Source organism: Rothia sp. HMSC071F11, assembly GCF_001809115.1.
Taxonomy (GTDB): domain Bacteria; phylum Actinomycetota; class Actinomycetes; order Actinomycetales; family Micrococcaceae; genus Rothia; species Rothia dentocariosa.
This window is the reverse complement of record NZ_KV795737.1, coordinates 60558-83932: the sequence shown is the minus strand read 5'-3', so window position 1 is coordinate 83932 and position 23375 is coordinate 60558. Positions and strand designations below refer to the sequence as shown.

The 23375-nt window shown below is 55.4% G+C and carries 23 protein-coding genes and 4 tRNA genes; 14 read left to right on the top strand and 13 right to left on the bottom strand.

Annotated features, from left to right (window positions below):
- Positions 1-27 precede the first annotated feature (27 nt).
- The 4 genes from HMPREF2554_RS02910 to asd all read left to right on the top strand — a co-directional run bounded on the left by HMPREF2554_RS02910 (position 28) and on the right by asd (position 3716).
- Positions 28-639, top strand: a complete 612-nt coding sequence (locus HMPREF2554_RS02910) for a hypothetical protein (RefSeq protein WP_070553947.1) — start codon at positions 28-30, stop codon at positions 637-639.
- Between the two features lie 121 nt (positions 640-760).
- Positions 761-1669, top strand: coding sequence for a thymidylate synthase (locus HMPREF2554_RS02905; RefSeq protein ID WP_013397674.1), 909 nt, complete (start codon positions 761-763; stop codon positions 1667-1669).
- Positions 1670-1677: 8 nt separating this feature from the next.
- On the top strand, positions 1678-2364 hold the full coding sequence (locus tag HMPREF2554_RS02900) for a dihydrofolate reductase (RefSeq protein WP_013397675.1): 687 nt from the start codon (positions 1678-1680) through the stop codon (positions 2362-2364).
- A 212-nt stretch (positions 2365-2576) separates the two neighbouring features.
- Positions 2577-3716 (top strand): aspartate-semialdehyde dehydrogenase, encoded by a 1140-nt coding sequence (gene asd, locus HMPREF2554_RS02895; protein WP_041321535.1) that lies wholly within the window; start codon positions 2577-2579, stop codon positions 3714-3716.
- A gap of 240 nt (positions 3717-3956) precedes the next feature.
- Here the strand turns inward: asd and HMPREF2554_RS02890 are convergent, their stop codons facing one another.
- On the bottom strand, positions 3957-4301 hold the full coding sequence (locus HMPREF2554_RS02890; RefSeq protein ID WP_013397677.1) for a PGPGW domain-containing protein: 345 nt from the start codon (positions 4299-4301) through the stop codon (positions 3957-3959).
- 278 nt (positions 4302-4579) lie between these two features.
- Here HMPREF2554_RS02890 and HMPREF2554_RS02885 point away from each other — a divergent pair, with 278 nt between their 5' ends.
- The 4 genes from HMPREF2554_RS02885 (at position 4580) to HMPREF2554_RS02870 (ending at position 9147) form a co-directional block, all read left to right on the top strand.
- Positions 4580-5392 (top strand): hypothetical protein, encoded by an 813-nt coding sequence (locus HMPREF2554_RS02885; protein ID WP_013397678.1) that lies wholly within the window; start codon positions 4580-4582, stop codon positions 5390-5392.
- A gap of 40 nt (positions 5393-5432) precedes the next feature.
- Positions 5433-5696, top strand: a complete 264-nt coding sequence (locus tag HMPREF2554_RS02880) for a hypothetical protein (RefSeq protein ID WP_246825984.1) — start codon at positions 5433-5435, stop codon at positions 5694-5696.
- Between the two features lie 123 nt (positions 5697-5819).
- Complete coding sequence (locus HMPREF2554_RS02875; RefSeq protein ID WP_070553945.1) at positions 5820-7148, top strand: MFS transporter; 1329 nt, start codon at positions 5820-5822, stop codon at positions 7146-7148.
- Between the two features lie 301 nt (positions 7149-7449).
- Positions 7450-9147 carry a hypothetical protein gene (locus tag HMPREF2554_RS02870; RefSeq protein WP_070553943.1) on the top strand — a complete coding sequence of 566 codons (1698 nt, stop codon included), beginning with the start codon at positions 7450-7452 and terminating at the stop codon, positions 9145-9147.
- 23 nt (positions 9148-9170) lie between these two features.
- Here HMPREF2554_RS02870 and HMPREF2554_RS02865 read toward each other — a convergent pair whose 3' ends face one another.
- A complete protein-coding gene (locus HMPREF2554_RS02865; protein WP_041321536.1) occupies positions 9171-9677 on the bottom strand; it encodes a DUF1453 family protein in 507 nt (168 codons plus the stop codon).
- A 69-nt stretch (positions 9678-9746) separates the two neighbouring features.
- Between HMPREF2554_RS02865 and HMPREF2554_RS02860 the strand changes: the two genes are divergently transcribed.
- The gene (locus HMPREF2554_RS02860; RefSeq protein ID WP_004005379.1) at positions 9747-10184 is read left to right on the top strand and encodes a MarR family winged helix-turn-helix transcriptional regulator; all 438 of its coding nucleotides are present in this window, start codon (positions 9747-9749) and stop codon (positions 10182-10184) included.
- Between the two features lie 3 nt (positions 10185-10187).
- Positions 10188-10724, top strand: a complete 537-nt coding sequence (locus HMPREF2554_RS02855; protein WP_013397683.1) for a DUF1697 domain-containing protein — start codon at positions 10188-10190, stop codon at positions 10722-10724.
- Between the two features lie 119 nt (positions 10725-10843).
- Here HMPREF2554_RS02855 and HMPREF2554_RS02850 read toward each other — a convergent pair whose 3' ends face one another.
- From HMPREF2554_RS02850 to HMPREF2554_RS02840, 3 genes are all read right to left on the bottom strand, one after another.
- On the bottom strand, positions 10844-11953 hold the full coding sequence (locus HMPREF2554_RS02850) for a UDP-N-acetylmuramate dehydrogenase (protein WP_070553941.1): 1110 nt from the start codon (positions 11951-11953) through the stop codon (positions 10844-10846).
- Between the two features lie 138 nt (positions 11954-12091).
- Positions 12092-12553 (bottom strand): MaoC family dehydratase, encoded by a 462-nt coding sequence (locus HMPREF2554_RS02845; protein ID WP_004005382.1) that lies wholly within the window; start codon positions 12551-12553, stop codon positions 12092-12094.
- Entirely contained in the window at positions 12553-13008 is a 456-nt protein-coding gene (locus HMPREF2554_RS02840) for a MaoC family dehydratase N-terminal domain-containing protein (RefSeq protein ID WP_037231169.1), read from the bottom strand. Before HMPREF2554_RS02840 ends, HMPREF2554_RS02845 begins: the two co-directional genes overlap by 1 nt.
- A 121-nt stretch (positions 13009-13129) precedes the next feature.
- Here HMPREF2554_RS02840 and HMPREF2554_RS02835 point away from each other — a divergent pair, with 121 nt between their 5' ends.
- On the top strand, positions 13130-14125 hold the full coding sequence (locus HMPREF2554_RS02835) for an LLM class flavin-dependent oxidoreductase (protein WP_004005383.1): 996 nt from the start codon (positions 13130-13132) through the stop codon (positions 14123-14125).
- 169 nt (positions 14126-14294) lie between these two features.
- Entirely contained in the window at positions 14295-15233 is a 939-nt protein-coding gene (locus tag HMPREF2554_RS02830; RefSeq protein ID WP_004005385.1) for a cation diffusion facilitator family transporter, read from the top strand.
- Positions 15234-15306: 73 nt separating this feature from the next.
- Here HMPREF2554_RS02830 and HMPREF2554_RS02825 read toward each other — a convergent pair.
- The 5 genes from HMPREF2554_RS02825 to HMPREF2554_RS02805 form a co-directional block, all read right to left on the bottom strand.
- A tRNA-Thr gene (locus HMPREF2554_RS02825) sits at positions 15307-15378 on the bottom strand.
- 1 nt (position 15379) lies between these two features.
- Positions 15380-15453, bottom strand: a tRNA-Met gene (locus HMPREF2554_RS02820).
- Positions 15454-15482: 29 nt separating this feature from the next.
- Positions 15483-15554 (bottom strand) — tRNA-Thr (locus HMPREF2554_RS02815).
- A gap of 207 nt (positions 15555-15761) precedes the next feature.
- The gene (locus HMPREF2554_RS02810; protein WP_070553939.1) at positions 15762-17852 is read right to left on the bottom strand and encodes a DEAD/DEAH box helicase; all 2091 of its coding nucleotides are present in this window, start codon (positions 17850-17852) and stop codon (positions 15762-15764) included.
- A 464-nt stretch (positions 17853-18316) separates the two neighbouring features.
- Positions 18317-20071 carry a DUF2079 domain-containing protein gene (locus HMPREF2554_RS02805; RefSeq protein ID WP_070553937.1) on the bottom strand — a complete coding sequence of 585 codons (1755 nt, stop codon included), beginning with the start codon at positions 20069-20071 and terminating at the stop codon, positions 18317-18319.
- 219 nt (positions 20072-20290) lie between these two features.
- Between HMPREF2554_RS02805 and HMPREF2554_RS02800 the strand changes: the two genes are divergently transcribed.
- On the top strand, positions 20291-21430 hold the full coding sequence (locus HMPREF2554_RS02800; protein ID WP_246825983.1) for a DNA-3-methyladenine glycosylase family protein: 1140 nt from the start codon (positions 20291-20293) through the stop codon (positions 21428-21430).
- Between the two features lie 101 nt (positions 21431-21531).
- Here HMPREF2554_RS02800 and HMPREF2554_RS02795 read toward each other — a convergent pair whose 3' ends face one another.
- The 3 genes from HMPREF2554_RS02795 to HMPREF2554_RS02785 form a co-directional block, all read right to left on the bottom strand.
- Positions 21532-21897 carry a thioredoxin family protein gene (locus HMPREF2554_RS02795; protein WP_070522286.1) on the bottom strand — a complete coding sequence of 122 codons (366 nt, stop codon included), beginning with the start codon at positions 21895-21897 and terminating at the stop codon, positions 21532-21534.
- 178 nt (positions 21898-22075) lie between these two features.
- Positions 22076-22157, bottom strand: a tRNA-Tyr gene (locus HMPREF2554_RS02790).
- Positions 22158-22302: 145 nt separating this feature from the next.
- Positions 22303-22659, bottom strand: coding sequence for a hypothetical protein (locus HMPREF2554_RS02785; protein WP_004005392.1), 357 nt, complete (start codon positions 22657-22659; stop codon positions 22303-22305).
- Positions 22660-22808: 149 nt separating this feature from the next.
- On the opposite strand from HMPREF2554_RS02785, the gene HMPREF2554_RS02780 reads away from it, so the two are divergent.
- Positions 22809-23300 (top strand): YajQ family cyclic di-GMP-binding protein, encoded by a 492-nt coding sequence (locus HMPREF2554_RS02780; protein WP_070553935.1) that lies wholly within the window; start codon positions 22809-22811, stop codon positions 23298-23300.
- Positions 23301-23375: the final 75 nt, after the last annotated feature.

Sequence of the window (23375 nt, the reverse complement as noted above, 5' to 3'; positions counted from 1 at the left end):
GCACTGATAGCCAAGGAGTAACCAATTATGGGTTTCTACAAAAACGAATCAGATGATACATTCTTCCCTGCTATCTACATCACCGAAGACAAGGTGCTAGAGCGCCAAACTCAAGCCCTGCGCGATCAAGGCTGGGCCGTCATCGAAATCCACTGCAAAAACATACTAGCTTCCCAGGACCCGCAAGCAGGAGCCCTCGAAATCATCCGAGCCGTCAACCTCCCGCACAAACTCCCCGATGATAATTACATGACCTGGACCCAAGAAATCATCTCAGACCTCGACTGGCTCGATCTAAGCAAAGGAGTCTTCGTCATCCTCAAAGACTACGATGTACTCTTCACCCTCTGGAACAGTCCCGACCACTCTGAAGCAAAATGGATGGCACGACACCTACAAACCGTGGACGATAACCTGCGGTACCGGCATAGCCAATTTGCTTATGGTGATTATGACCCACCATATGTGCTTTATGGTATGGAGGTGTCTCAGGAAAAACTCGACACTGTGCTGGAATTCTTCGAAGGTCGAGCCACTATTATCGAAGACTTCGATAAAGACAACCCAGGCGCAGAATACCCACCCCTGGTGGAGTATCGCCATAAAGTCGTTAGGAGCTGGCAGCACAAAAATAATTAGCGCTATACGTTTCTATATCTTAACCATATATTTCGCACCTAGCTTGCAGGTGCCTCTTTTCTGTCCTCCCCTCGTACAATAGAATTTTGACTAAAAATCTACGCCCAGGAGTCAAGCCACCATGAGTACGCCCGCGCATCACGCCTCTGGTCAGCAGAGCATCCCAACGCCCTATGAGGATTTGCTGCGCGAAATTCTTGACGAGAACCGTGATGCTATTGCCGCCGATGCTCAGCGCGCGGATCGCACGGGCACCGGCACGTTCGGCGTATTTGGGCGGCAGATGCGCTTCGATCTGCGTGACTCTTTCCCCCTGATTACCACCAAGCGCGTGCACTTCAAATCGGTGGCGGTCGAGCTTCTGTGGTTCCTGCGCGGTTCCTCAAACATACGTTGGCTGCAGGAACGCGGCGTGACTATATGGGATGAATGGGCTGACGAAAATGGTGACCTCGGCCCGGTCTACGGGGTGCAGTGGCGTTCATGGCCCACCCCCGACGGCGGCACCATCGACCAGATCGCGAAAGTAATCGAATCTCTCAAAACGAACCCGTCGTCACGTCGCCACATTGTCTCGGCATGGAACCCCGCCGAGGTTGATGAGATGGCACTGCCGCCCTGCCACGCCATGTTCCAGTTTTACGTACACGAGCGCCCTGACGGCGTGAAGGAACTGTCGTGCCAGCTGTACCAGCGCAGCGCCGATATGTTCTTGGGTGTACCCTTCAATATCGCCTCCTACGCCCTGCTGACCTACCTGATAGCCCACGAGGTCGGCATGGAACCCGGCGAGTTCATATGGACAGGCGGCGACTGCCATATCTACTCCAACCACCTGGAACAGGTGAAAAAGCAGCTCGGTTACGGCAACGATCCCGAAGGTAACCCATATCCCCCGCGTGAGCCTTACCCGTACCCCAAACTCGTTATCAAAACGAAGAAACCTTCTGTTTTTGATTATGAGTATGAAGACTTTGAGCTCGTCGATTATAAGCATCACCCGGGGATTTCTGCCCCCATCGCGGTTTAGGACAATCGATGCGTGAGTATGAATCCCCCTCCCTCGCACGACCGTGCCTCGGCGCTATTTGGGCGCAGACCGATGCGGGTATTATTGGGCGCGACGGCACCATGCCCTGGCGTGCCCCCGAAGACCTTGCGCATTTCAAAACCGTCACCGTGGGTAAGCCCGTCATCATGGGGCGGCGCACTTGGGAGTCTTTTCCACCGCGTTTTCGACCGCTGCCTGAGCGCACCAATATCGTCATCAGCCGCAGTATTACGGGCGGTTCAGCCGCGCCTCTTAAACGCGATGGCGCGTTTTGGGTTCCGTCGCTGGATGCGGCTCTCACCCTTGCGAGCAACACGCCTTTAACGCCCAACGATAACCAGCACCCGGATTCACCACATCAGCAAGTTGATGCTTGGATCATTGGCGGCGGCTCCGTCTATGCGGAGGCACTTTCCCGCGAGGATTTACCCTCCTTTGGCCGCGTCGAAATTATCGAACGCACCTTCTTCTATTGTCAGGAAGGTAACGAGATTACGGGTGATACCTACGCCCCCGAACTTGCGGTAGAAGGATTTGTGGCTGCGGACGAACCGGCGCGATGGCGCATCCTGGGTGAAAGCGCCTGGGAAAAAAGCGAGCGCGGCTACCTGCTGGATGCTTCGGGCGGGAAAAATCCCATGTACTACTCATTTCAAACCCTAGCCCGCCTCTGATATACCTGGCGCGGAAATTCCGTACAATAACGTTCGCTTGTGCGAACGGCAAAGTGTAGTCTCGTTTGTCTGGGGTACATTCGTTCCCCTCACAACGTCTTACGTCACAGCTCATCACACCTATCTCGCACTTCACCTGGTCTTTCCCATACTGACTAGGGGTTATGACGCTGTTCCACGCGATATGTGGTACACGGGGTAGACTAGAAATTATGAATTTTAATCCCGGTGACTCAGTAGGTTTTGTAGGTTGGCGCGGCATGGTTGGTTCCGTGCTGATGAAGCGCATGCTTGAAGAGAACGATTTCAAAGATATTTCTCCCGTTTTCTTCACAACCTCCAATGTGGGCGGTGAAGCCCCCACCTTCGACGGCACGCTTGAACCTTCTACGCTGAAGGATGCGTACGATCTGAACGAGCTTCGCCAGCACAAGATTATTGTGACCGCACAAGGCGGTGACTACACGAAAGAGATTCACCCGAAGCTGCGCGAGTCCGGCTGGGAGGGCCTGTGGATTGATGCCGCTTCTGCCCTGCGCATGAACGATGATGCCATTATCGTGCTCGACCCAATTAACCGTGATGTGATTGACCGCGGGCTCGAATCCGGTGTGAAAGATTTTATCGGCGGCAACTGCACCGTCTCGTGCCTGCTCATGGGGCTGGGCGGCCTCTTCAAACAGGGTCTGGTGGAATGGACCACCTCGATGACCTATCAGGCGGCTTCAGGGGGCGGGGCCCGTCATATGCGCGAGGTTCTGGGGCAGTTCCGCGACCTCGGCAATGAGGTGTCTGCCGAGCTTAACGATCCGGCAGCGGCGATCCTGGAGATCGACCGTAAGGTGCTCGCTAAGCAGCGTTCGGGTGAGCTTGATACCGCGCAGTTCGGGGTTCCGCTTTCCGGGTCGCTGATCCCGTGGATTGACTCTGACCTGGGCAATGGGCAGTCCCGCGAGGAATGGAAGTCTGATGCCGAGACCAATAAAATTTTGGGTCTTGAGGGCGATAACCGTGTGATTATGGACGGTTTGTGTGTGCGTATCGCGGCCATGCGTTCGCATTCTCAGGCACTCACGATGAAACTGACCGAAGACCTGCCGGTTGCCGAGATTGAGCGCATTATCGCTGAAGACAACCAGTGGGCCCAGGTGGTGCCAAATACTAAGGATGCCACGATGGAGGGGCTGACTCCGGTCGCCGCTTCCGGCTCGCTGAATATTCCGGTGGGGCGCATCCGCAAGTTGGCGATGGGTCCGCAGTACATTAGTGCTTTCACGGTGGGCGACCAGCTACTGTGGGGTGCCGCTGAGCCGGTGCGCCGCATGCTCAAAATCGCGGTCGGAAAGCTCTAAAGTAGCCTTCTCAAAGTACTCGTGGGCGCGGTGCCGTAAGAGCGGTTCCGCGCCCACGTATGTTAAGCCTAGCCCACAAGCTTTGAACGATATGCATGGGAATAAGCAAAACGTTGCCTGTACCCGCCTCTTGGTGAATAAGCTTTCTGGTTGCCCCGAACCTAGCGGATAAGCCTGTGCCCCGCATCCTCAATCAGGATGCGGGGCATAAACTCAAAGTAGGCAGGTACGTTTTTCAGGCTATGCTTTACGCGCTGCCTTCTGGGCTTTTCGTTTTTCACGCCAGGCTATGTAGCGGTGCCAGAGTGAAATCACTAGCTTTTTGAGTCGCTGATTCAGACGATGCGCCCATGCGAACTCGGTTCCCCAGATTCCCAAACCGATAAAGATAAACAGCCAGCCGGGGCCAGGTGTGACAAGCATAATCAGACCGGCAATGAAACAGAAGCCGCCTACGGCAATCACAAGAGGCTTGTAGAGATGTTTCAGCACCGGGTGAGCGTGCATCCGAGCTTTCTTTTTCTCTAGCCACAGGTGAAACTTGCTGGTTTCACTCTCTGTAACTTCATCCTCTAAGGTTTTCACACATCACCTCTTCTCAGGGCGGCTCTCACCTGTGCGTACACGATACAGCAACAGCCTAGCACCCGCGCCTGGGAACTCCCTGATAGCCTAACATCGTAAAAAATATCTTTTATGACACCCTCACTATCGCGGCGCCAAAAGATTATAGTATTGTTATCACAACACCTTAATAGCGGACAAGGTTTATAAATATTTGATAACAATATGGCAATGTCTTCTATTTTTAGACCTTTTACCTCATATTAAGGAAATGCACCTCTACACACGCAGAGAGAATCATGGAAAAACTTTCCTATACAACAGAATTTACACTCTGGCCGGTTCCCCATGCCCGACCCCTGATTGATGGAAAGCCAGAGCCGGGTGCGCATCCGGCAGAATATTTGCATCCCGGTAAGCTGCATCTTGAAACGAGCGATGATAATTACGTTGATTTATACATCGTTCCTCCCCTTTTTAAACCCGGATATCCCCCGGGGTACCAGTTTTATGCCGATCTTATTTTTAGCAATATTTATATTGCACAAGATTTACAGTTTTATTATCGAGCATTTCATGATGAATTACAGTTTGCAGTATCCTCTGATACTATTTGGCAAAATCGCGATCATCAATATGCTGTAGCAATTGTTGACAAAGATTTGAACCTAAGCTGGACTCTGCGCGATTCCGACCCCTTGCGCATGGAATTTATCGAAACCGTTATCAACACCATTCACGCAAGCATGTTCAAAATGCCCCCCATTCTTGCCGAGGGCGAGTATATGGAGTTTATGAATGAGAGGAATATTCTGGACTCCGCTCACCTATGCTGCGGCGATCGTGTTCTTCGCGCGATTGATGTTAAGGCACACACGAATGACCCCGTACGAGTTCTCACGGAAACCGATTACAGCGCTGTTATACGCGGTACCGTCTATCCCAGTGCCCGCCTCATCTGGAGCGTCCCTCTAGAAGATGCACGCTACTGGCACAACGCCTACAACGTTTTGACTGTTGATCCGGTCATTGGCGCCAAGATCCCCGCCGATGTGCGCGCCATCTTGGAGCATCTGCCCGCCGCGCCCGCCTATACACAGGGACACTCGTAGGTTACTGCGGGTCTTACCCCGCATATCCAATCGGTATTAGATGCGTGATGGCCTGCCTGTGGGCCGTGATGTGCTGGCACACTGTCAGGTTTCGCAAGATGCGGTACCGCATGCTGCCACCACCCGAGATGCTGATAATACACCCCAGGCTCCCCTGTTGACGTGGGATATTGTCGATACAAATCACGACCGCATGGCGTATATTCGCGCCGTTTTCGAGCGTATCGCCAGGTTCTCGCGGTTAGACATTCCTGTGCTACCTGCGGGCGAACACTATATTTCCCGGGACTCTCAGAGGGTTTAAGACTTTATATGACATGTTTAGGTCATTACTACCTTATGTTGATGTAAACTATAGACACGGGAACAAAATTCCCCTTTAGGTACCTAATCCTCGTCAATACTTTCGCATTATCTTAGGCTCCTCATGGCAAAGACCTCTCTGACAGCACGACTAGAAACTCTCCCCTTTACTAAGAAACACACCAAGCTCTTGGGCGTCACCGGTATCGGCTGGGCGCTCGACGCCATGGATGTTGGGCTTATCTCCTTCATCATGGCGGCACTCACCAAACAGTGGGCGCTCTCCCCCACCGAAACAAGCTGGTTAGGCTCCATCGGCTTTTTGGGTATGGCTCTGGGCGCTACCGTCGGCGGGCTTCTCGCCGACCGTTTTGGGCGACGCTACATTTTCGCCGCAACGCTGCTCATCTACGGTTTGGCGACGGGCGCATCCGCACTCGCCGGTTCACTGGCCGTTTTGATGGTTTTCCGGTTTATTGTGGGGCTGGGGCTCGGGGCCGAGCTGCCGGTCGCATCCACGCTGATGTCGGAGTTCTCGCCGCGCGCTATTCGCGGGCGTGTGGTCGTTATTTTAGAGGCGTTTTGGGCGCTCGGATGGATTCTTGCGGCGCTTATCGGCACCTTTGTTGTGCCGAACCCAAACGGCTGGCGGTGGGCGCTTGCCATCGGCGTGATTCCGGCACTGTATTCGCTGATTATTCGCTGGGGAACACCCGAATCCGTGCGCTTCTTAGAGTCGAAAGGGCGCACTGACGAGGCAGAACGCGTAGTTGCCGAATTTGAGAGCTCCGCGGCCCTCAGCACACGTACTCACGCAGATGAAACCGCCAGCGACAATGCACCTGAGGCTCCTGCCAACGACGCCCAGGAGGCAACCTCCATCTGGTCGGCTCCGCTGCGTAAACGCACGCTGGCGCTGTGTACCGTATGGTTCTGCATTAACCTCTCGTATTACGGGGCGTTTATCTGGATACCCTCACTGCTGAGTGCACAGGGGTTCAGCCTGGTGAAGTCCTTCGCATTCACCCTGATTATGACCCTGGCACAGCTGCCCGGCTATGCGGTGGCCGCCTACCTGATTGAGAAGTGGGGGCGCCGAGCTACCCTCGCCGTATTTTTGGCTGGTTCAGCAGGCGCGGCGGTATGCTACGGCCTCTCGCATTCGGATTTCTACATTATCCTCAGCGGGTGCTTCCTCTCGTTCTTCAACCTGGGCGCATGGGGCGCGCTCTACGCTATCAGCCCGGAAGTATTCCCCACCCGGCTGCGCGGCACCGGCACGGGCACGGCGGCCGGACTGGGGCGCATCGCATCAATTCTGGCGCCGCTTATCGTTCCGCCGCTCATCTCTTTCGGCGGCACCGGGGTACTGTTCGCTGTTTTCGCGGCGGCGTTCCTTCTGGCGGCGGTTACCACCTTCGCTCTGCCCGAAAAGCGCGGGAAATCGCTCTAGCGGCTAAAACCTCCAACGCAGGAATGATGTGAAACATAGTGTGCCGAGAAGGTGGGAATCTCTCACCTTCTCGGCTTTTTTCTTTGTTTATCAGGTGCTCGTGGAGTCGCAGAAGACATAGGGTGCATAATCTGCGGGGCACGCCGCAGGCACGCTATGAGGCGTTGACGTATTTCCAGGTGCCGATACGTTATGATGGCTAAACATCGTGTGTTGCCGCCTCATTATTGTGTACAGGGTGGGGCTCAGTGCGTATCTCAAGTGAGATAAAACGGTCTAGACATCAACCTCAAGGAGCGGCATGGCAGAAACCCCCGCAGTCACCTATATTCCCTGGCCAATTGCCCACACGCCCGCACCGCTTGAGAACGGTGAACCGGTCGCAGGCAGGCATCCTGCTGAGTATCTGGGACCCGGGGTGCTGCACTATATTGGTTCGGAATTTCACCTGATGGCGGAGCTGAACCCCTACCCTTTCGACCCCGAAAACCCGCATCGGTTTAGGGGTGAACTGGTGCATCGGTACACGTATTTCTCAGGCAATATCACGTTTAGTTTCAAAGCTGATGAGGATTATCTTTACTTCACGGCGCACGTTTTTCTGGCCTGGCAAGAGCCCTCTGACCGCACGTACGCGCGCGCCCGGGTGGATCGTAATTTCGCTTTTCACTGGGAGCAGCACGATGATGACCCGCAGCGTTCGGTCTATATTGAGGCGGTCTTCATGGCACTGTACCGCAGCCTCAGCGTTGAGCATACGGCGCTTGAGGACGGTGAGTTCCTAGACCTGAACGAAGACAAGTGTTACTCATACCATATGCGCCAGGGTGACAATATTATTCGGCTGGCGTACGTTACCAAATGCAGTTCTCGAACATATCTTGACGTGACGACCGACTACCGGGCAACGGTTTTGAGCTACTGCCACCCTCCGGCGCAGCTGGCGTGGAGTGTTCCGACCGAGGATGCGCGCTACACATTCGAACATACCGATCCCCTCATCTATCCCCCGGACACGGGCGAGGATATTCCCAAGTACGTACGCCGTATACTCCCCTACTTGCCGACGGCACCTTACCGACGGGCGAAACGCACGTATGCGCCCGCCTCCGCTTATCGGGCTACTTTTACCCCCTGGCCCATGACGGTTCAGCAGGGTGAGGATATTCGTGGCACCCAGTATCCGTGGCAGAAGCTCGTTTCCGGGGAGTTTTTAATTCAAAGCCCGCAAAGCGTCCCCTTCAGAATGTATCTGGACGCCTGCGAACCCGATTGGGATTCAATGAAGGGCGACCGCCAAGTCTACGCCGAGCTCATGCCCAATGTGGGCGGCAGAAGGCCTTGGTTCGGCACTGATTTTACGTTGTGCATGCGCCGCTGGCAGAACAATTTGGTGTTTGTGGCGGAGCATCTGACGAAATGGCGTGCCACCGACTGGGAGACTTGCGCCATCGCGATCCTGGATGCTGAAGGGAGCCTGACCTGGGAGCTTCGCGATGAGGTTGCAGGGCGCGGCTCCTATATTGAGGCCTTGGTGGGGCATATTGTGGATTCTCTGGGAACCGAGCCGCCCGTACTCGCGCCGGGAGAAGGCAAGGTTCTCTACGACCAGGACGGCCAGGTCTCTTCGGTGCACGTCAATACGGGTGAAGCCATGCTGCGTGCGCTCATCACGCGCATCTGGTACGGGGTGGATCCGACAACCGGTCAGCGGGCACCGTACCTGTATGAGGCGCGGGTCAAAGATCAGTTTGATGAGAACTCCAGCGGCGGGTTCAGCACGATCGCCTGGAGCTCACCCGAGAAATTCTACTACTGGAGCTGGGACCGGGAACCCGGGTTCGTGCCTGCGGTAACCGACCCCGAGATTCTGCGCCGCGACGAGGTAGATCTGCTGATTCCGCATCTTCCAGTTGCCCCCGGCGTACCCTCACAGGAGAATGAAGACGATGCAGCGGTGCCGTGGTTTTACGAGGCTTCCACTGCTACGAAAGAGTAAGGTCAGATGTGCTAAGCGCAGCATCATGATGCGGCAGCAGGCAGAGCTTGGCGTGCATGAATTAGTTTCCACGCTAGTACAAAGGTGCGGCTCATAACCTCGCAGAGAGCCATCATGATAAGGGCGCTGGCCCATGCGTCCATAGGAATGGAGCAGTCGAGAGAAAATCGATAAATCTGTTCCGCCCCACCATGTTCTGCATATAAGCCAAAAACAAGACGTCCGCTCATCCCGACCAGCCAGAAAACGACAGCCCAGCCGCCTGCACGCGCATATATCTGGCGGTTCTGTGTATATACTGCCGTCGTCATACCGCACGCCACGCCGAGAATTAGCCCGATCGTTATGCATCCAATGATGAGCATCCACCCGTTGTTGTGCAGGGGGAAGCCCGTCATATATTCAATAACAGCCCATCCGACGAGAAGTATTGGCCAGATGAGGCTAAAAATTGTGAGTTTTCGCCCTCTAATTTGCCGTAGCACCAACATCATTAGGGCACAAGAAACCAAAATATCTATCAGCGTCATAATTATATCTCCACAGATATATCTTAGCAGATATATTCATGTCTGAACCTCACCTTTTATACTGGAATCATGACTCTGGGGGAACTGTATCAACTTGCACGCATGCTGCGCGATATTACTATCACGGCTGGATCACTTACCCATATGTCGGTACATCCAAGTGAAGCTATGGTGTTTGAGGATATTGTGCAGCACCCCAACACGACTATCAATCAGGTAGCAGAGCGCACCCATCTAGCACAGAGCCGTGTTTCAACAATGGTTAATGCCATGATCACAGAAGGTGCGGTTACGGTCAGTACCGACTCTCAAGATCAGCGCCGCAAGACGCTTCAAGCAAGCCCTCAGCTACTGCAGGACATCAAAGCCATAGACTATAATAAAGCCATTCGCCAAGCTATACATCGACTTTATCCGAGCCTATCGGAACATCAGATAGCGGATGTCACACAACACCTCGACCACATTTTTACCCTGCTCAGCGCAGACTCAAGAAGGGAGTCATAGCATATGCAGTACATTCTTTTGCTCAGGAGTGTTAACCTGGGGAAGCTGCGCAAGGTGTCGATGCCCGAGCTGAAAAAGCGGCTGGCTGCACTGGGATACGAGAACGTCACAAGCTATATAAATTCGGGGAACCTGCTATTTGTGAGCTCGCGGGATAAAACCACCGTGGCACAGGAGATCACCGATCTGCTGGCGAAGCATTACGATTTCGAGATTCCATTCTCACTTCTCACCGCTGACGAATACCGCAAGGATGCGCACAACCTGCCCGAGTGGTGGAATGAGGACATGCCTCGCCTGGACGCCATGTTTTTCACCATTGATGCTGATCGCGATGCACTAGCCGCCGAGCTCGAAACGCTGGATGTTCCCGACGAGGTGCTTCACATAGGAACCTGCGCCGTCTACTTCGGCAACTACAGCACACCCGATTATAAGAAAGCGCAGTACGGCAAGTTCATGTCAAAGAAAGCCTTCGCAAACCAGCTGACCCTGCGCAACGCCAAAACCTACAACAAGATTCTAGACCTGCTGGATTAACGCCGCCCCTGCTAAACCGCGAGCAGATAGTATTTTGACGAGCAGATAACAATCCGCTATCTGCTCGTCAAAATCCTATCTGCTCGCGGAATTCGCAGGGAATAAGAGGCTGAAGAGTCCTAAATCTTCCCGTTCACCACAACCGGCTCGGGCACCAGCTCAACCCCGAATTTCTCGGCAACACCGGCGCGCACCGCCCGGGCGATCGCGAAAATATCCTCAGCGGTGGCATCCCCACGGTTCGTAATCGCCAGCGTATGCTTGGTCGAGAGCGAGGCGCGACCGCCCGCAATCTCGCGCGAATCACCTTCGAGCCCGAAGCCTTTCTCGAACCCGGCGTGCTGAATCAGCCAGGCGGCGGAGAGCTTCACATGCTCCTCGCTCTCCTGCTGCTCGGTTCCGAACACTCCGGTGCGCGTCACTACCGGGAAACGCGGCGCATCCTCAGGCAAAGAATCAAGCACAGACACCGGTACAATCGGGTTTGTGAAGAACGAGCCGGTCGAGAAGGTATCGCGGTCTAAGGCATCCAGCACCATCCCCTTAGAGGCACGCAGCGCCAGCACCTTATCCCGCACCAGTGCGGATTCGGCGCGCTCCCCCACCTGCACGCCCAGGCTCTTCGCCAGCTCGCCGTATTTAATGGGTGAAGACAGGCTGCCGAGCGTGAACTGGAAATCCACGGTCAGCACCACATAGCGCGGCGAGCCGTTCACCATGTTTTGCTTCAGAATTGAATCGCGGTAGCCGAAACGCAGATCGGCGTTCGCAAAAGTCTTGAACTTTCCCGTCTCGCGGTCCCAGGTGCGCACGGACGCAATGAACTCGCTAACCTCCACCCCGTAGGCGCCCACATTCTGCACGGGGGTTGCGCCCACGGTCCCGGGAATACCCGACAGTGCCGCCGGGCCGGACCATTCTTTTTCAATACTCAGCTGCACGAAATCATCCCACACGGTACCCGCCTGCACGCGCACATTCGCGCCACCGCACGCAGGAATGGGCAGCTCCTCAACCCCGGTGGATGCAATATGCACAACGGTACCGTCAAACCCGGCATCAGAAACCAGCAGGTTTGAGCCGCCACCCACGATCAGCACGGGTTCGTTGGCAGCATCGGCGGAGGAAACTGCCTCGACAATCTCGGCTTCAGTCGTGGCGCGGATGTATGTGCGGGCAGGGCCGCCAACTTGGGCGGTGGTGATCTCACTCAGCAGCTTTTCAGTCATGTCTTTAAGAATACCGGTCTGTCACGTTTTATTCCGTTAGGGTCAGCTAAACCTTATGACAGGCCCGCCCCGTAGTCGGAGCGGGCCTGCCATAACTCAACACACAATCACATAGAGTATCGACCACGAACGCACGGGCTAGGCAAATTTCACTACGGCCTGAGTCTTCATCAGAACCTTCTGCTGCCTGCCTTCACCGTCGTCAGCGGTAACGGTAAGGTCGATGCGAGCCGTGCGCGCATCCTCATCCACGGCGCCTACCTTGCCGGTGATCGTCAGCGTATTCGTGGGGGTGTCCGGGTTGTCGCCGCCGGGCGCATCCGGCACCGGTACAGGTTTGGTGAAGCGAGTCTGGTAGTCCACGATTGCACCCGGATCGCCCGCCCAATCGCTCACCAGCTGCACGGCGGTGCCCATCGTGAGCATACCGTGCGCGATCACGCCGGAAAGCCCCACGGACTGGGCAAAACGCTCGTTCCAATGAATCGGGTTGAAGTCACCGGATGCGCCCGCATACCGCACCAGCGATGCACGCGAAATCTCGACGGTTCGGGAACCGACCTCTTGCCCTTTTTCGAGTTCTGCAAAGTTTACGGACATTATTCGCCCTCCTCGTCGGCGCGTACCAGCAGGGATGAGATACAGGTGGTGACGGGTTTGCCGTCAGCATCGGTAATTTCCTCGCGGGTGGTGAGCATGGCGCCCGCGCCCATCACACGCACGGAATCCACATGAACTTCGGTGCGCAATTCGTCCCCCGCCACGATGGGACGGTGATGCGTAAAGCGCTGATCGGCGTGCACCACACGAGAGAAATCAATGCCCGCAGATTTATCGCCGATCAGAGCGGCATCGGCTGCTTGGGACAGGATGATAGCGAAGGTGGGCGGGGCGATCAGGTCTGCGTAGCCTGCGGCGCGTGCCGCCTCAACGTCATGATGCAGAGGGTTTTCGGCGTGTACGGCGCGGGCAAATTCCCGGATCTTCTCGCGGCCAACGGCGTAGGTGCCCTCGGCGGGGTACACGCGGCCCACAATGTCAGGGTTAATACTCATACCCACCAGTCTATCGGGTTGGTACCGTAGCTGCCGCCGCTTACCGCGAACATGAAGGTATCCATGAGCATAGGGAGCGTAGCCTAAAAGGGTACTTTTTCTCGTTCTGAAAGGAGCCATCATGTCTATCACGTTCTCGGTTCTTGATCTTATGCCCACGCGCCCCGATGGTTCTCACGCGCAAACCATGCGCAAGACGGTTCAGGCGGTGCAGGCGGCTGAGCGTTTTGGGTTCAACCGTTTCTGGGTTGCCGAGCATCATAACGCGGGTTCGCTGCTGTCGTCGGCAACGGTCGTGGTGATGGCAGAGCTCGCCGCCGCAACCGAGCGCATCCGGGTGGGTTCGGGCGGCATTATGCTCCCTAACCACGCCCCCTATGTAGTGGCAGAACAGTTTGGTACCTTAGAGGCGTTCCATCCCGGGCGCATCGATCTGGGTTTGGGTCGTGCACCCGGCACCGACCCTATGACCGCGCAGGCGCTTCGTCGCGATAATTCTGCAGCTATGAATTTCCCCGCCGAGGTAGAAGAGATTCAGCGGTATCTGGGTGAGCCCTCCCCCATGCGCCGCGTGCACGCTATCCCCGGGCAAGGGTCCAATGTGCCGCTCTATATTCTGGGGTCATCAACTTTCGGGGCTTCTTTGGCGGCTAAGCTGGGTCTGCCGTTCTCGTTTGCTTCACACTTCGCCCCGGCTGCCCTGCAGGATGCGCTCAATGTCTACCGCAATAACTTCACCCCGTCTCAAACCCTGGATAAACCCTACGTTATTGTGGGCGCAGGGTCGCTGGTTGCCGAAACGGATGAGCAGGCGCAGCATCTTTTCACGACTGCGCAACAGCACGCCCTAGGGATTATTCGCGGGCGTCCGCAGTTTTCTCCGCCAGTCGACGATATGGAAAAGCTGTGGAGTCCTGCCGAGAAACGGCATATCTCCTCAATGCTTCAGGAGGCGGTGGTCGGTTCCCCGCAAACGGTTCAGAGCAAGCTCGAAGATTTGGTTGCCCGCACCGGTGCAGACGAAGTGATTATCACGAGCACGCCGTGGGAGTTTGAAGACCGCATTCGAAGCTACGAATTGCTTTCGGAGCTGCCGATTTTCCAGAAAACCAATTAGACTAACGAGGATTTATCTCACCTCTTCTGAGCGATTTACCACATACTTCTGGCATGTCTTGGCATAAGGTTTATGAGGCTTTACCCTAGATATATAAAATAACTTTTATATATTATTGGTAAGCCCCTTCCCCACACCAAGACATGCCAGAACAACAAAAGGTACGCTCATGAGCTCGGAAGACCAGTATTCTTCTGCCCGCACCCGTTCCCAGAACCCAGACCTGCGTCCGCGAATTGCACTCGCCTTTGGGCTTGCTGCAGCGATTGTCGTAATCCAGTTCGTCGGATCTCTTATGACGGGCAGTCTCGCCCTTCTTACCGATACGGCGCACGCGCTCACCGATGCCTCCGGACTGCTAGTCGCTTTGATAGCGGCGACTCTCGCGCTGAAGCCCGCAACGGCACAACGAACCTGGGGATTCCGACGCATCGAAGTTCTTGCAGCACTCGCCCAAGCCACCTTACTGATGGCGGTCGGTCTTTATGCGGCCTTTGAAGGGATTCATCGTCTCTTCGAGCCTCCAGAGGTACCGGCTTCCGAACTTTTGCTCTTCGGCGTCATTGGTTTGGCGGCAAATATTGCCGGAATCATGGTGCTTTCTGGGCGCCGTGATGCGAACTTTAATATGCGCGCTGCGTTCCTTGAAGTCCTCAACGATGCACTTGGTTCCGTGGGCGTCATCGTCTCTTCACTCGTTATAGTCTTCACCGGCTTCATGCAGGCCGATGCCATTGCGGGCTTATTCATTGCGGCGCTAATTGTTCCTCGCGCGGCAAAGCTCATGCGTGAGACCACCGGTGTACTGATGGAGTTCTCTCCCCAAGGGCTGGATCTTGAAGAAGTGCGTCGCCATATATTGACCGTGCCGGGTGTACATGAGGTTCACGATATACATGCCTCAACCATAGCAACGGGTCTGCCCGTACTGACCGCTCATATCGTTATCGCCGATAAATGCTTCACGAATGGTGAGGCCCTGGAAATCTTGCGGCAAGCCCGAACCTGCGTATCCGAGCATTTCGAGGTATCTATTAGCCACTCGACCTTCCAGCTTGAGAATGCGCTTTTCGGGCAGACAGAACCCGAAGAGACCCAACACCCTTAGATACGTGTGACCCATTTAGCCACCCGAAAGGCACAAACAAAAAAGCCTGCCTCATACGAGACAGGCTTAGCTGAGCCCCGACCGGGAATCGATCCCGGGACCTCCATCTTACCAAGATGGCGCTCTACCACTGAGCTATCGGGGCGTAGCGGTGGACGGGCTCGATCCGTCGACCTCACGATTATGAGTCGTGCGCTCTAACCAGCTGAGCTACACCGCCAGAACATCAACCTTGCAGGCCAATGCGAGAGCCCCGACCGGGAATCGATCCCGGGACCTCCATCTTACCAAGATGGCGCTCTACCACTGAGCTATCGGGGCAACAGATAAAAGTTTACAGTATCCTAAACCACCCGCGCAAATAAGGGTTAGGTGTTCTGTGACACTTTGTTTTAGCCCTAAAAATAGGCGTTTTTACACCGTTTATTCGCGGATGCGCCCGCCGGTTTTTCCGTCCACAATACCGGCGGGCGCATCCCGCTTTTATGAAATAACGAAACGCCTTATTTTACGGCTAACTTTTACAGACTAGTAGCGTTTACCGTGCGACTTTCCGCGGCGATCATCCCGACCGCCACGGTGATCATCACGACGGGACCGGAACCCGCCATCGCGGCGATCGTTGCGGCGGAAACCGCGGCCACCGCCTCCCTGAGGCCCCCGATCCTTACGGATGTTGATGAACTCACCGGCAATCTTGGTATCACGCAGACGATCGAAGAAACCCTTGGGCAGGTCTTCGGGAAGACCCACGATCGTGAAGTGCTGGCGAATATCGATCGAGCCGATCTGTGAGCCCTTAATACCGCCCTCGTTTGCAAGCGCGCCCACAATGGCAGAGGCTTTAACCCGAGAGGCGCGGCCCACGTTGAGTTTGTAGTTCACCATGCCTTCGTCGCTGTGGTTTCGCCCCTTCTTGGGCCCGCGTTTGCCGCGGTCCTTGGTGTCGTCGGCGAAAGCGCGGGATTTACGGGCAATATCGTCGTTTTCATCGAGGAAAAAGGCGCGACCTTGCTGTGCGATGACGGCGAGCGCGGCGGCGATGTCTTCTGCCGTGGTGTCGTGCTCGTTTTCGTAGTCTTCGATGATCTTGCGGAAGAAGTTTAGGTCTTCCGTTTCGATCGTTTCGGTGATCTGCTCGGCGAAGCGCTGTTTACGGCTGCTGTTCACGTCTTGCGCCGTGGGCATGTGCATTGGCTCAACCTTTTGACGGGTTGCCTTTTCGATCTGCCGCAGCATGTATTTTTCGCGCGGAGTTACGAAGAGTATCGCTTCGCCGTCGCGTCCGGCTCGACCGGTACGCCCGATGCGGTGCACATAGGATTCGGTGTCGTGCGGAATATCGTAGTTCACCACGAGGGAGATGCGTTCAACATCCAGTCCGCGGGCGGCTACGTCGGTTGCTACGAGAATGTCGATGCGCCCGTCGCGCAGCGCATCCACGGTGCGTTCGCGCAGCTGTTGGGGAATGTCGCCGTTAATAGCTGCCGCTTGGAAACCGCGTGCCTTGAGTTTATCGGCTACTTCTTCGGTTTCTTTTTTGGTGCGCACGAAGACGATAATGCCGTCGTAGTTTTCGACTTCGAGCACGCGGGTCATGGCGTCAAGTTTGTGGGAGTGCATGACCTGCATGTAGCGCTGGCGGATGTTCGCCCCGGTGGTGGTCTTGGTTTTGACGCGCACCTCGGTGGGGTCGTTGAGGTATTGCTGAGCGATTTTGCGGATCGAGTTGGGCATGGTGGCTGAGAAGAGTGCCACCTGTTTGGCGTCCGGGGTGCCTTCGAGAATGGTTTCTACGTCTTCGGCGAAGCCCATACGCAGCATTTCGTCGGCCTCATCGAGTACCAGGTACTGCAGGTTTGAGAGGTCGAGCGAGCCCTTTTCAAGGTGGTCGATCACACGCCCGGGGGTGCCGACGACTACCTGTGCGCCGCGGCGCAGTCCGGCAAGCTGGGGTCCGTAGGGTGAGCCGCCGTAGATGGGAAGCACGGTGAAGTCTTCCATGTGGGTTGCGTAGGAGGAGAAGGCCTCGGCAACCTGCAGGGCGAGTTCACGGGTGGGGGCGAGTACGAGCACCTGGGTGTCTCGGGAGACGCCGTTAATGTCGGCGAGTTCTGCCATGCGGGAGAGTGCGGGCAGCGCGAAGGCTGCGGTTTTGCCGGTACCGGTCTGTGCCAGACCCACCACGTCCTTACCGTCCAGCAGCAGCGGGATGGTCTGTTCCTGGATGGGGGAAGGTTTCTCGTAGCCGACTTCTTCAAGTGCGGAGAGCACTCGGGGGTCTAGTCCCAGGTCGGTGAATCGGGTGCCTTCTTCTTCGGGGCTTTCGTGAGTATTGTCTTCAGTATTCTTCTTAGTGGCCGCGTTGTCTTCTCTAGGCTCTGCTGTCATGCTTGCTGCAGCGTCTGCTTTTTCGTTTGCGGGTTTTTCACCAGTTTCTAGGGAAGATTCTTCAACGGTTTTTTCTACAGATAAGGTCTCTTCGGTATTGCCGAGCGTAGCGCCTTGTTCAGCGTTTTCGGCAGGAATATTTTCAGTCACTTTTTCCTCATTTTGCTGGGGTGTTCGGGCGCACGCTTTTCGGCGCCGTTCGGATTCCCCTACACATTCCAGCCACATTCTGCGCGCCTTATTGTCAGGCGGGCGAGCAAGACAACACAACCCGGGCATCCGGTAAGGCGGAGGCACTCAGGGATAGGATTTCTCTACGCTGGGGGTTGGTCTTGAATTTCTCGGTGACACGCAAGTCTCGGCACATCTGGAATGAGGTGCGATGTGTATTGACGCCACGAGGCGGCATAGCATACTGAGTTCGGTGATTTTGAGTTCGGCGCCAAGAATGAGGTTAGTAACCGATTCGACCGGTTGGGGCGCACAAGACCTGTATCGGGGGTACCCGTCTTTATAAGTGTACCCTACTTTGGTGCGGCAACGCGCCGGATGCGCGCAAACCCCGGTTTTTCGCCGCGGGTTCTAAGCAAAATAGCCCCTTCAGGTCATGGAAACATGGATGTGCAAGGCTATTTCCCCATACTACTGCGCGCTTGCGGAATGCAGCGCGCAGGGCGGTGGGATGGGTACGCCTAAGATATTTTACGCACGACCTCAAGGGAACCGTAAGTACCCACCTGCGCATAGGGGTGCCCATAACGGTCAGCAGCATACTGTGCGGTGTTTTGCGGCGGGTTACCTCCCCACGCTGAGCCGCGCTTATCGATCACCACGTAGTCGGGTGCCGGTTCTCCCGCATGCCCAATCCAGTAGACGGTTCGCCCCGGAATCAGCTGGGTGAGGGTCGAGAGGTCTGCCGCAACGCTTACATCCTGCGGTACCGCCTCAACAGCCTGCATACGGTTCGTTTCGGAGGCCGTCAGCCGGTTGCTTATGAACGAAGACTTGGTCAAATCGGCAAGCGGCTGGTCGGATGCGGGCGTAACGGTCGGAATCACCGAGACCAGCAGCGCAACCGCCGGGAAGAACCAGAGCGGAACATGGCGGACGGACTGGCGCAGATTCTCTACCCATCCGATGGGTTTATCCCCGGTTTCTGCCGGTTCATCCTCTGATTCTTCGTCTTCCGCAAGCGGCTTAGGATGCGCCAGCACCTTCCCGTACCGCAAGTTGAGGATAACCTCTAGAAGAGCGAGGAACGCCACGGGCATCAGCACGAGCGAGTAGTGCCAGGTACTCAGCCAGTACGCCTCCGTATTTGAGAGCAAACGCCATAGGAGCGTGGGCAGAATGACGATAGCGAACGGGCTTGCAACCCAGATAATAGCGCCGCAAAAAAGCAGCAGCAGAATCGTCCAGACCTTCTGGTCATAGTTAAAGATGGTGATCGCAGAACCGAGCGGATCTGCGAAAGCGCCGTATACATCAACCTTATCGCCGTAATCGAACTGCCCATTGGCGTTAAAGAGCGGAAGAATAAGCGCAACCGCTGCATAAGACCAGAAGAGACCCCAGAGTATCAGCATGGTTGATTCAGCGGCACCCCGCGTCTTCACCCAGGAATTAAAGGTGTTGCGGATGCGCTCACCCCGCGGCAGCGGTTTACCCTCAGGATTCTGGGGGAACAGTTCGTCGAGCCCTTTGCGTATCCACCCAGTTCGGATGAATGCGACAATACCGATCATCGCGGCAGTAACGCCCATATCTTCTTTGACGAAGGCAAGCGGTGCCGCCCACAGGCAGGCGCGAATAATATAGCGGGAGCGTTCATCGGCGTTGATGCGACCGGCAAGCACCAGGTTACCCAGCGCCCCACACAAGAACGGCAGGGCGAAGGCAACCTCATGGAACTGCGCAGCCACCGCCTGCTGCACCCCGTAGCTGAGGGCGAAGGCAGCACCCAGAAGAACACCCACGAAAGTTCCCACAGGTTCGGGTTTGGTGTTTGAGGAGAAGGCACACGCCCGCTGCGTAAACCGCACCATCATATAGACGCTGGCGGCAATCATAAAATTCTGAACCACTAGAAGCGTCAGCGGCGAGGGAAAAACCGCATACACAGGCCCTAAAAGCACCAGAATAGGATGAAAATGATCGCCCCACAGATTAAAATCGGTCCCTTTAATCTGCACAATTGGTATGCCAAAATGCGAATATGCCTGCGCCATCTGCGTGAAAATCGCAAGATCCCATGAAGGGGTAATCCAGTGCTTAAGCTGCTGAACGGAGTAATAGCAATAGAGAGCAAAAACCGCTAGGGCAAGCATAATCGCCACCAGTACTCTGCCCGCGGTCACCGAACGATGTGCCCCGGTATGTTGTGATGCAGAAGTTTTCGCCGATTTCTCGGTAGGTTCCGAGTCGGGTACACTCACCTCAGCCGCCATGCGTTTTCCTCGTGTTTGTTGTGTTTGGTGCCCGGTGGCAAGCACACACGTTCTTAAGTCACGCTACGTCGCCGGTGCGCCCGCTCACCTGTGAAATATATAGTTACTACTCAGGGTATCCTATTATTAAACGTTATCCCGAGATCTGCGCCTTTTTTACGCAGTTAACTCAAGATATATCTCACGCGCATATTTTCTCCCCTACCCGCTAAGGATGCCGTGCCCACCGAATCCGTGTCTGATGCCGCATACCGCATCGAGCTTTCCCGCTTACCGATGCGCACCTCGGCGCTGACGGCGCGCATCACGGTAGGGATACAGGCGCTTATTTACCCACACGTTCCGGTGCATGTAGGGCAGACACTCGGTCGTTTACAGCGCGGCCCGACCGATCCGACTTTTCACCGTCTGCGTGCCCCGCGTTCTGAGCGCTCACACGCGGCAGACGATACTCTGTGGATCGGGGCGCGCACGCCGTCCCTGCAGCTGCCCGCAACACTGCACTTTACCCGCCGTTTCGAGGGCACAGCCTCTGCGCTGAATGCTCCGGTTCAGGTTTGCCTATGGGCGGAGCCCTCCCCCGCTATATCCGACGATGCATTCCCCACCGAACAGGTCTACAGCGAGCTTGAAGACTTTGCAGCCCTTATGCCCGCGTGGTTGGGTCTGCACGATCCCCGAGAAGAGTTTGCAAAGCTCCCCGCTTTTGAGCATCTGCCGCTAAAAATTCGGCGTGCTTATCGTGAGAATCCGGGGCTACGGCTGAGCACATCCGGGCAGCTCACCCGGCATATGTTAGCGGCGATCATAGAACAGCGGGTGACCCAACCGGAGGCTTTTGACGCACTGCGCTGGATTATCATGCGATACGGCGAGTCCGCGCCCTTCAGCGGCAATCCGGCACAGCCTCCTTACCTGCGGGTGTACCCTACTGCTCAGGTTCTAGGCACAATTCCCTCATGGGATTGGCATCGTGCGCGGTTAGATTCCGCCCGATACAGCGCGATTTACCATTTTGCCCAACGCGCCGATGCGCTCGAACGCCTTGGCGCAACCGGTCGTATCGCGCACCTTGCGGCTGCGCTCGACGATATTCCGGGGGTTGGCCCCTGGTCGGTGGCGGAAGCTCTTCAAGGTTTCTGCGGGCATCCGGACGCTGTCAGCGTGGGCGACTACCACTTAGCGCATACAGTGGGGTTTGCTTTTACAGGAGAACGCACCGACGATGCCGGAATGCTCCGTCTGCTTGCCCCTTACGCCGGTCACCGGCAGCGAGTTGTGCGCCTTATTCAGGAGGCGGGCATTCGCAAGCCCCGGTATGGTGCGCGTATCAGTATTCCGGATTACCGGGATTTTTAATATGCATGTGGAGCCGGTACCGTAAAAAGTACCGACTCCACACATATAAACCGCCCTTCACCGGGCGGGTTTATCACCTAACTATCTCTATGATGAAATGGCTAGTTCTGCTCTGCAGTTGCCATTTCTTCACGAACCTTATCCATATCGAGTTCGCGGATCGAAGTAATCACCTGCTCGAACTGGGACTCGTTGAGCGCGCCGGGCTGGGAGAAGACGAGAATACCGCCGCGGAAACCCATAATGGTGGGAATGGAGGTAATGCCTGCGGCCTGTGCCAGCTGACTCTGATCCTCGGTATCCACCTTGCCGAAGACGATATCGCTGTACTTCTCGGAGGCTGTCTCGTAGACGGGAGCGAACTGCTTGCAGGGACCGCACCAGTCTGCCCAGAAATCGAGGAATACGATATCGTTGCCCTCGACAGTCGAGGTAAGGTTCTGCTGGGTGATTTCAATAGTAGCCATGGAGATAACGCTACACCCTGCACGTGCATTGCGCTAATTTTTCACTCACAGACTAACAAATAGTTTAAAGCGCGTCATAAACCCTATCTTTTTGTCGTGAGCGGGCATTTTTACCGGGTGCGCAAGGGTGCCACATGCAAAGAACCCGGCTACCGAAGTAGCCGGGTTCTTTTTAGAGTGGCAGATGAGGGATTCGAACCCCCGTAGGCTGTGCCAGCTGATTTACAGTCAGCCCCCTTTGGCCGCTCGGGTAATCTGCCGAACTAGCTAGGCTAGAAGTTCGCTCAAGCGAACAGAGACTACTGTACAGGTTTTTAATGAACTTGTGAAGCCAGAGCCTAGCTTTGTGACGAATACAACTTTTTGGGCTGTTTTTCGTTTTCGGAGGCTGTTTTTCAGGCGAGTTTACAGGTCGCCGTCCTGCTCCATCAGAAGCGTAATTTCCAAATGCTCAAGATAGCGTAGCGCCTGTTCAACTGTGCACATCTCACTTCGAATCTCACGAGCAAGATCGCGCCGCACTCCCTCGAAGCGGGCAACGAGTTTGGGATCTGTCAGCGTTGAGCCGATTCCCTCGAAGGCAGGAGGCTCAACAACATCCGAAGAATCTTCGCTCTGAACCGCATCCACTCGCTCTGCCTCAGGGATGTTCTCAGGTTCAGAACCAATCGAACTGTAGAGGTCAAGGAACAGCAGGGTTTCAGCATCGCGAGCTTCTTCGCGATTCACGCTGCCGGTCGTTGACGAGTATTGTGTAGCCATGTTTCCATTCTGGATGTTCAAGGTTAACAACAGCTGAGAAACGCATCAAAGAACCTGAAAATTATCTGTGAGCGCAACAGAAAACAGGTATTCTATGAGGGAAAGATACCGTTGTATTCCGCACAAACACAACGAAAGGACATAGGTTTATGGCAAGCGAATCTTCTTTCGATATTGTCTCAAAGGTTGATAAACAAGAGGTCTCCAACGCCCTACACCAGGCACAAAAAGAGGTTTCGCAGCGCTACGATTTCCGTGGTGTCGGTGCTGAACTCGACTTCTCGGGCGAGAAGATTCTCATTAAGGCAAACGCCCAAGAACGAGCTCTCGCAGTGCTCGACGTCTTCCAGTCAAAGCTCGTCAAACGTGGTATTTCGCTAAAGTCCCTGGATGCGGGTGATCCCTACGCTTCTGGCAAAGAGACCCGCATCGAATGCTCCATCAAGGAAGGCATCGCACAGGATCAGGCTAAGAAGATTTCCAAACTGATCCGCGATGAAGGGCCTAAGGGCGTGAAGGCTACGATTCAGGGCGATGAGCTGCGCGTATCCTCGAAGTCTCGTGACGATCTGCAGAGCGTGATTTCACTGCTTAAAGGCGCAGATCTTGACGTTGATCTGCAGTTCGTGAATTATCGCTAGACACCTCTGCTGTGCACGCGGCATCAGCGCACCAATAAGGCGGGGTGGTTACCAGTTTTGTTTGGTAACCACCCC

Excerpts from the sequence above, each read along its gene's own strand:
- HMPREF2554_RS02910 (WP_070553947.1), top strand. The coding sequence starts at position 28 with ATGGGTTTCTACAAAAACGAATCAGATGATACATTCTTCCCTGCTATC.
- HMPREF2554_RS02905 (WP_013397674.1), top strand. The coding sequence starts at position 761 with ATGAGTACGCCCGCGCATCACGCCTCTGGTCAGCAGAGCATCCCAACG.
- HMPREF2554_RS02900 (WP_013397675.1), top strand. The coding sequence starts at position 1,678 with ATGCGTGAGTATGAATCCCCCTCCCTCGCACGACCGTGCCTCGGCGCT.
- asd (WP_041321535.1), top strand. The coding sequence starts at position 2,577 with ATGAATTTTAATCCCGGTGACTCAGTAGGTTTTGTAGGTTGGCGCGGC.
- HMPREF2554_RS02885 (WP_013397678.1), top strand. The coding sequence starts at position 4,580 with ATGGAAAAACTTTCCTATACAACAGAATTTACACTCTGGCCGGTTCCC.
- HMPREF2554_RS02880 (WP_246825984.1), top strand. The coding sequence starts at position 5,433 with ATGCGTGATGGCCTGCCTGTGGGCCGTGATGTGCTGGCACACTGTCAG.
- HMPREF2554_RS02875 (WP_070553945.1), top strand. The coding sequence starts at position 5,820 with ATGGCAAAGACCTCTCTGACAGCACGACTAGAAACTCTCCCCTTTACT.
- HMPREF2554_RS02870 (WP_070553943.1), top strand. The coding sequence starts at position 7,450 with ATGGCAGAAACCCCCGCAGTCACCTATATTCCCTGGCCAATTGCCCAC.
- HMPREF2554_RS02865 (WP_041321536.1), bottom strand. The coding sequence starts at position 9,677 with ATGACGCTGATAGATATTTTGGTTTCTTGTGCCCTAATGATGTTGGTG.
- HMPREF2554_RS02860 (WP_004005379.1), top strand. The coding sequence starts at position 9,747 with ATGACTCTGGGGGAACTGTATCAACTTGCACGCATGCTGCGCGATATT.
- HMPREF2554_RS02855 (WP_013397683.1), top strand. The coding sequence starts at position 10,188 with ATGCAGTACATTCTTTTGCTCAGGAGTGTTAACCTGGGGAAGCTGCGC.
- HMPREF2554_RS02850 (WP_070553941.1), bottom strand. The coding sequence starts at position 11,953 with ATGACTGAAAAGCTGCTGAGTGAGATCACCACCGCCCAAGTTGGCGGC.
- HMPREF2554_RS02845 (WP_004005382.1), bottom strand. The coding sequence starts at position 12,553 with ATGTCCGTAAACTTTGCAGAACTCGAAAAAGGGCAAGAGGTCGGTTCC.
- HMPREF2554_RS02840 (WP_037231169.1), bottom strand. The coding sequence starts at position 13,008 with ATGAGTATTAACCCTGACATTGTGGGCCGCGTGTACCCCGCCGAGGGC.
- HMPREF2554_RS02835 (WP_004005383.1), top strand. The coding sequence starts at position 13,130 with ATGTCTATCACGTTCTCGGTTCTTGATCTTATGCCCACGCGCCCCGAT.
- HMPREF2554_RS02830 (WP_004005385.1), top strand. The coding sequence starts at position 14,295 with ATGAGCTCGGAAGACCAGTATTCTTCTGCCCGCACCCGTTCCCAGAAC.
- HMPREF2554_RS02810 (WP_070553939.1), bottom strand. The coding sequence starts at position 17,852 with ATGTGGCTGGAATGTGTAGGGGAATCCGAACGGCGCCGAAAAGCGTGC.
- HMPREF2554_RS02805 (WP_070553937.1), bottom strand. The coding sequence starts at position 20,071 with ATGGCGGCTGAGGTGAGTGTACCCGACTCGGAACCTACCGAGAAATCG.
- HMPREF2554_RS02795 (WP_070522286.1), bottom strand. The coding sequence starts at position 21,897 with ATGGCTACTATTGAAATCACCCAGCAGAACCTTACCTCGACTGTCGAG.
- HMPREF2554_RS02785 (WP_004005392.1), bottom strand. The coding sequence starts at position 22,659 with ATGGCTACACAATACTCGTCAACGACCGGCAGCGTGAATCGCGAAGAA.
- HMPREF2554_RS02780 (WP_070553935.1), top strand. The coding sequence starts at position 22,809 with ATGGCAAGCGAATCTTCTTTCGATATTGTCTCAAAGGTTGATAAACAA.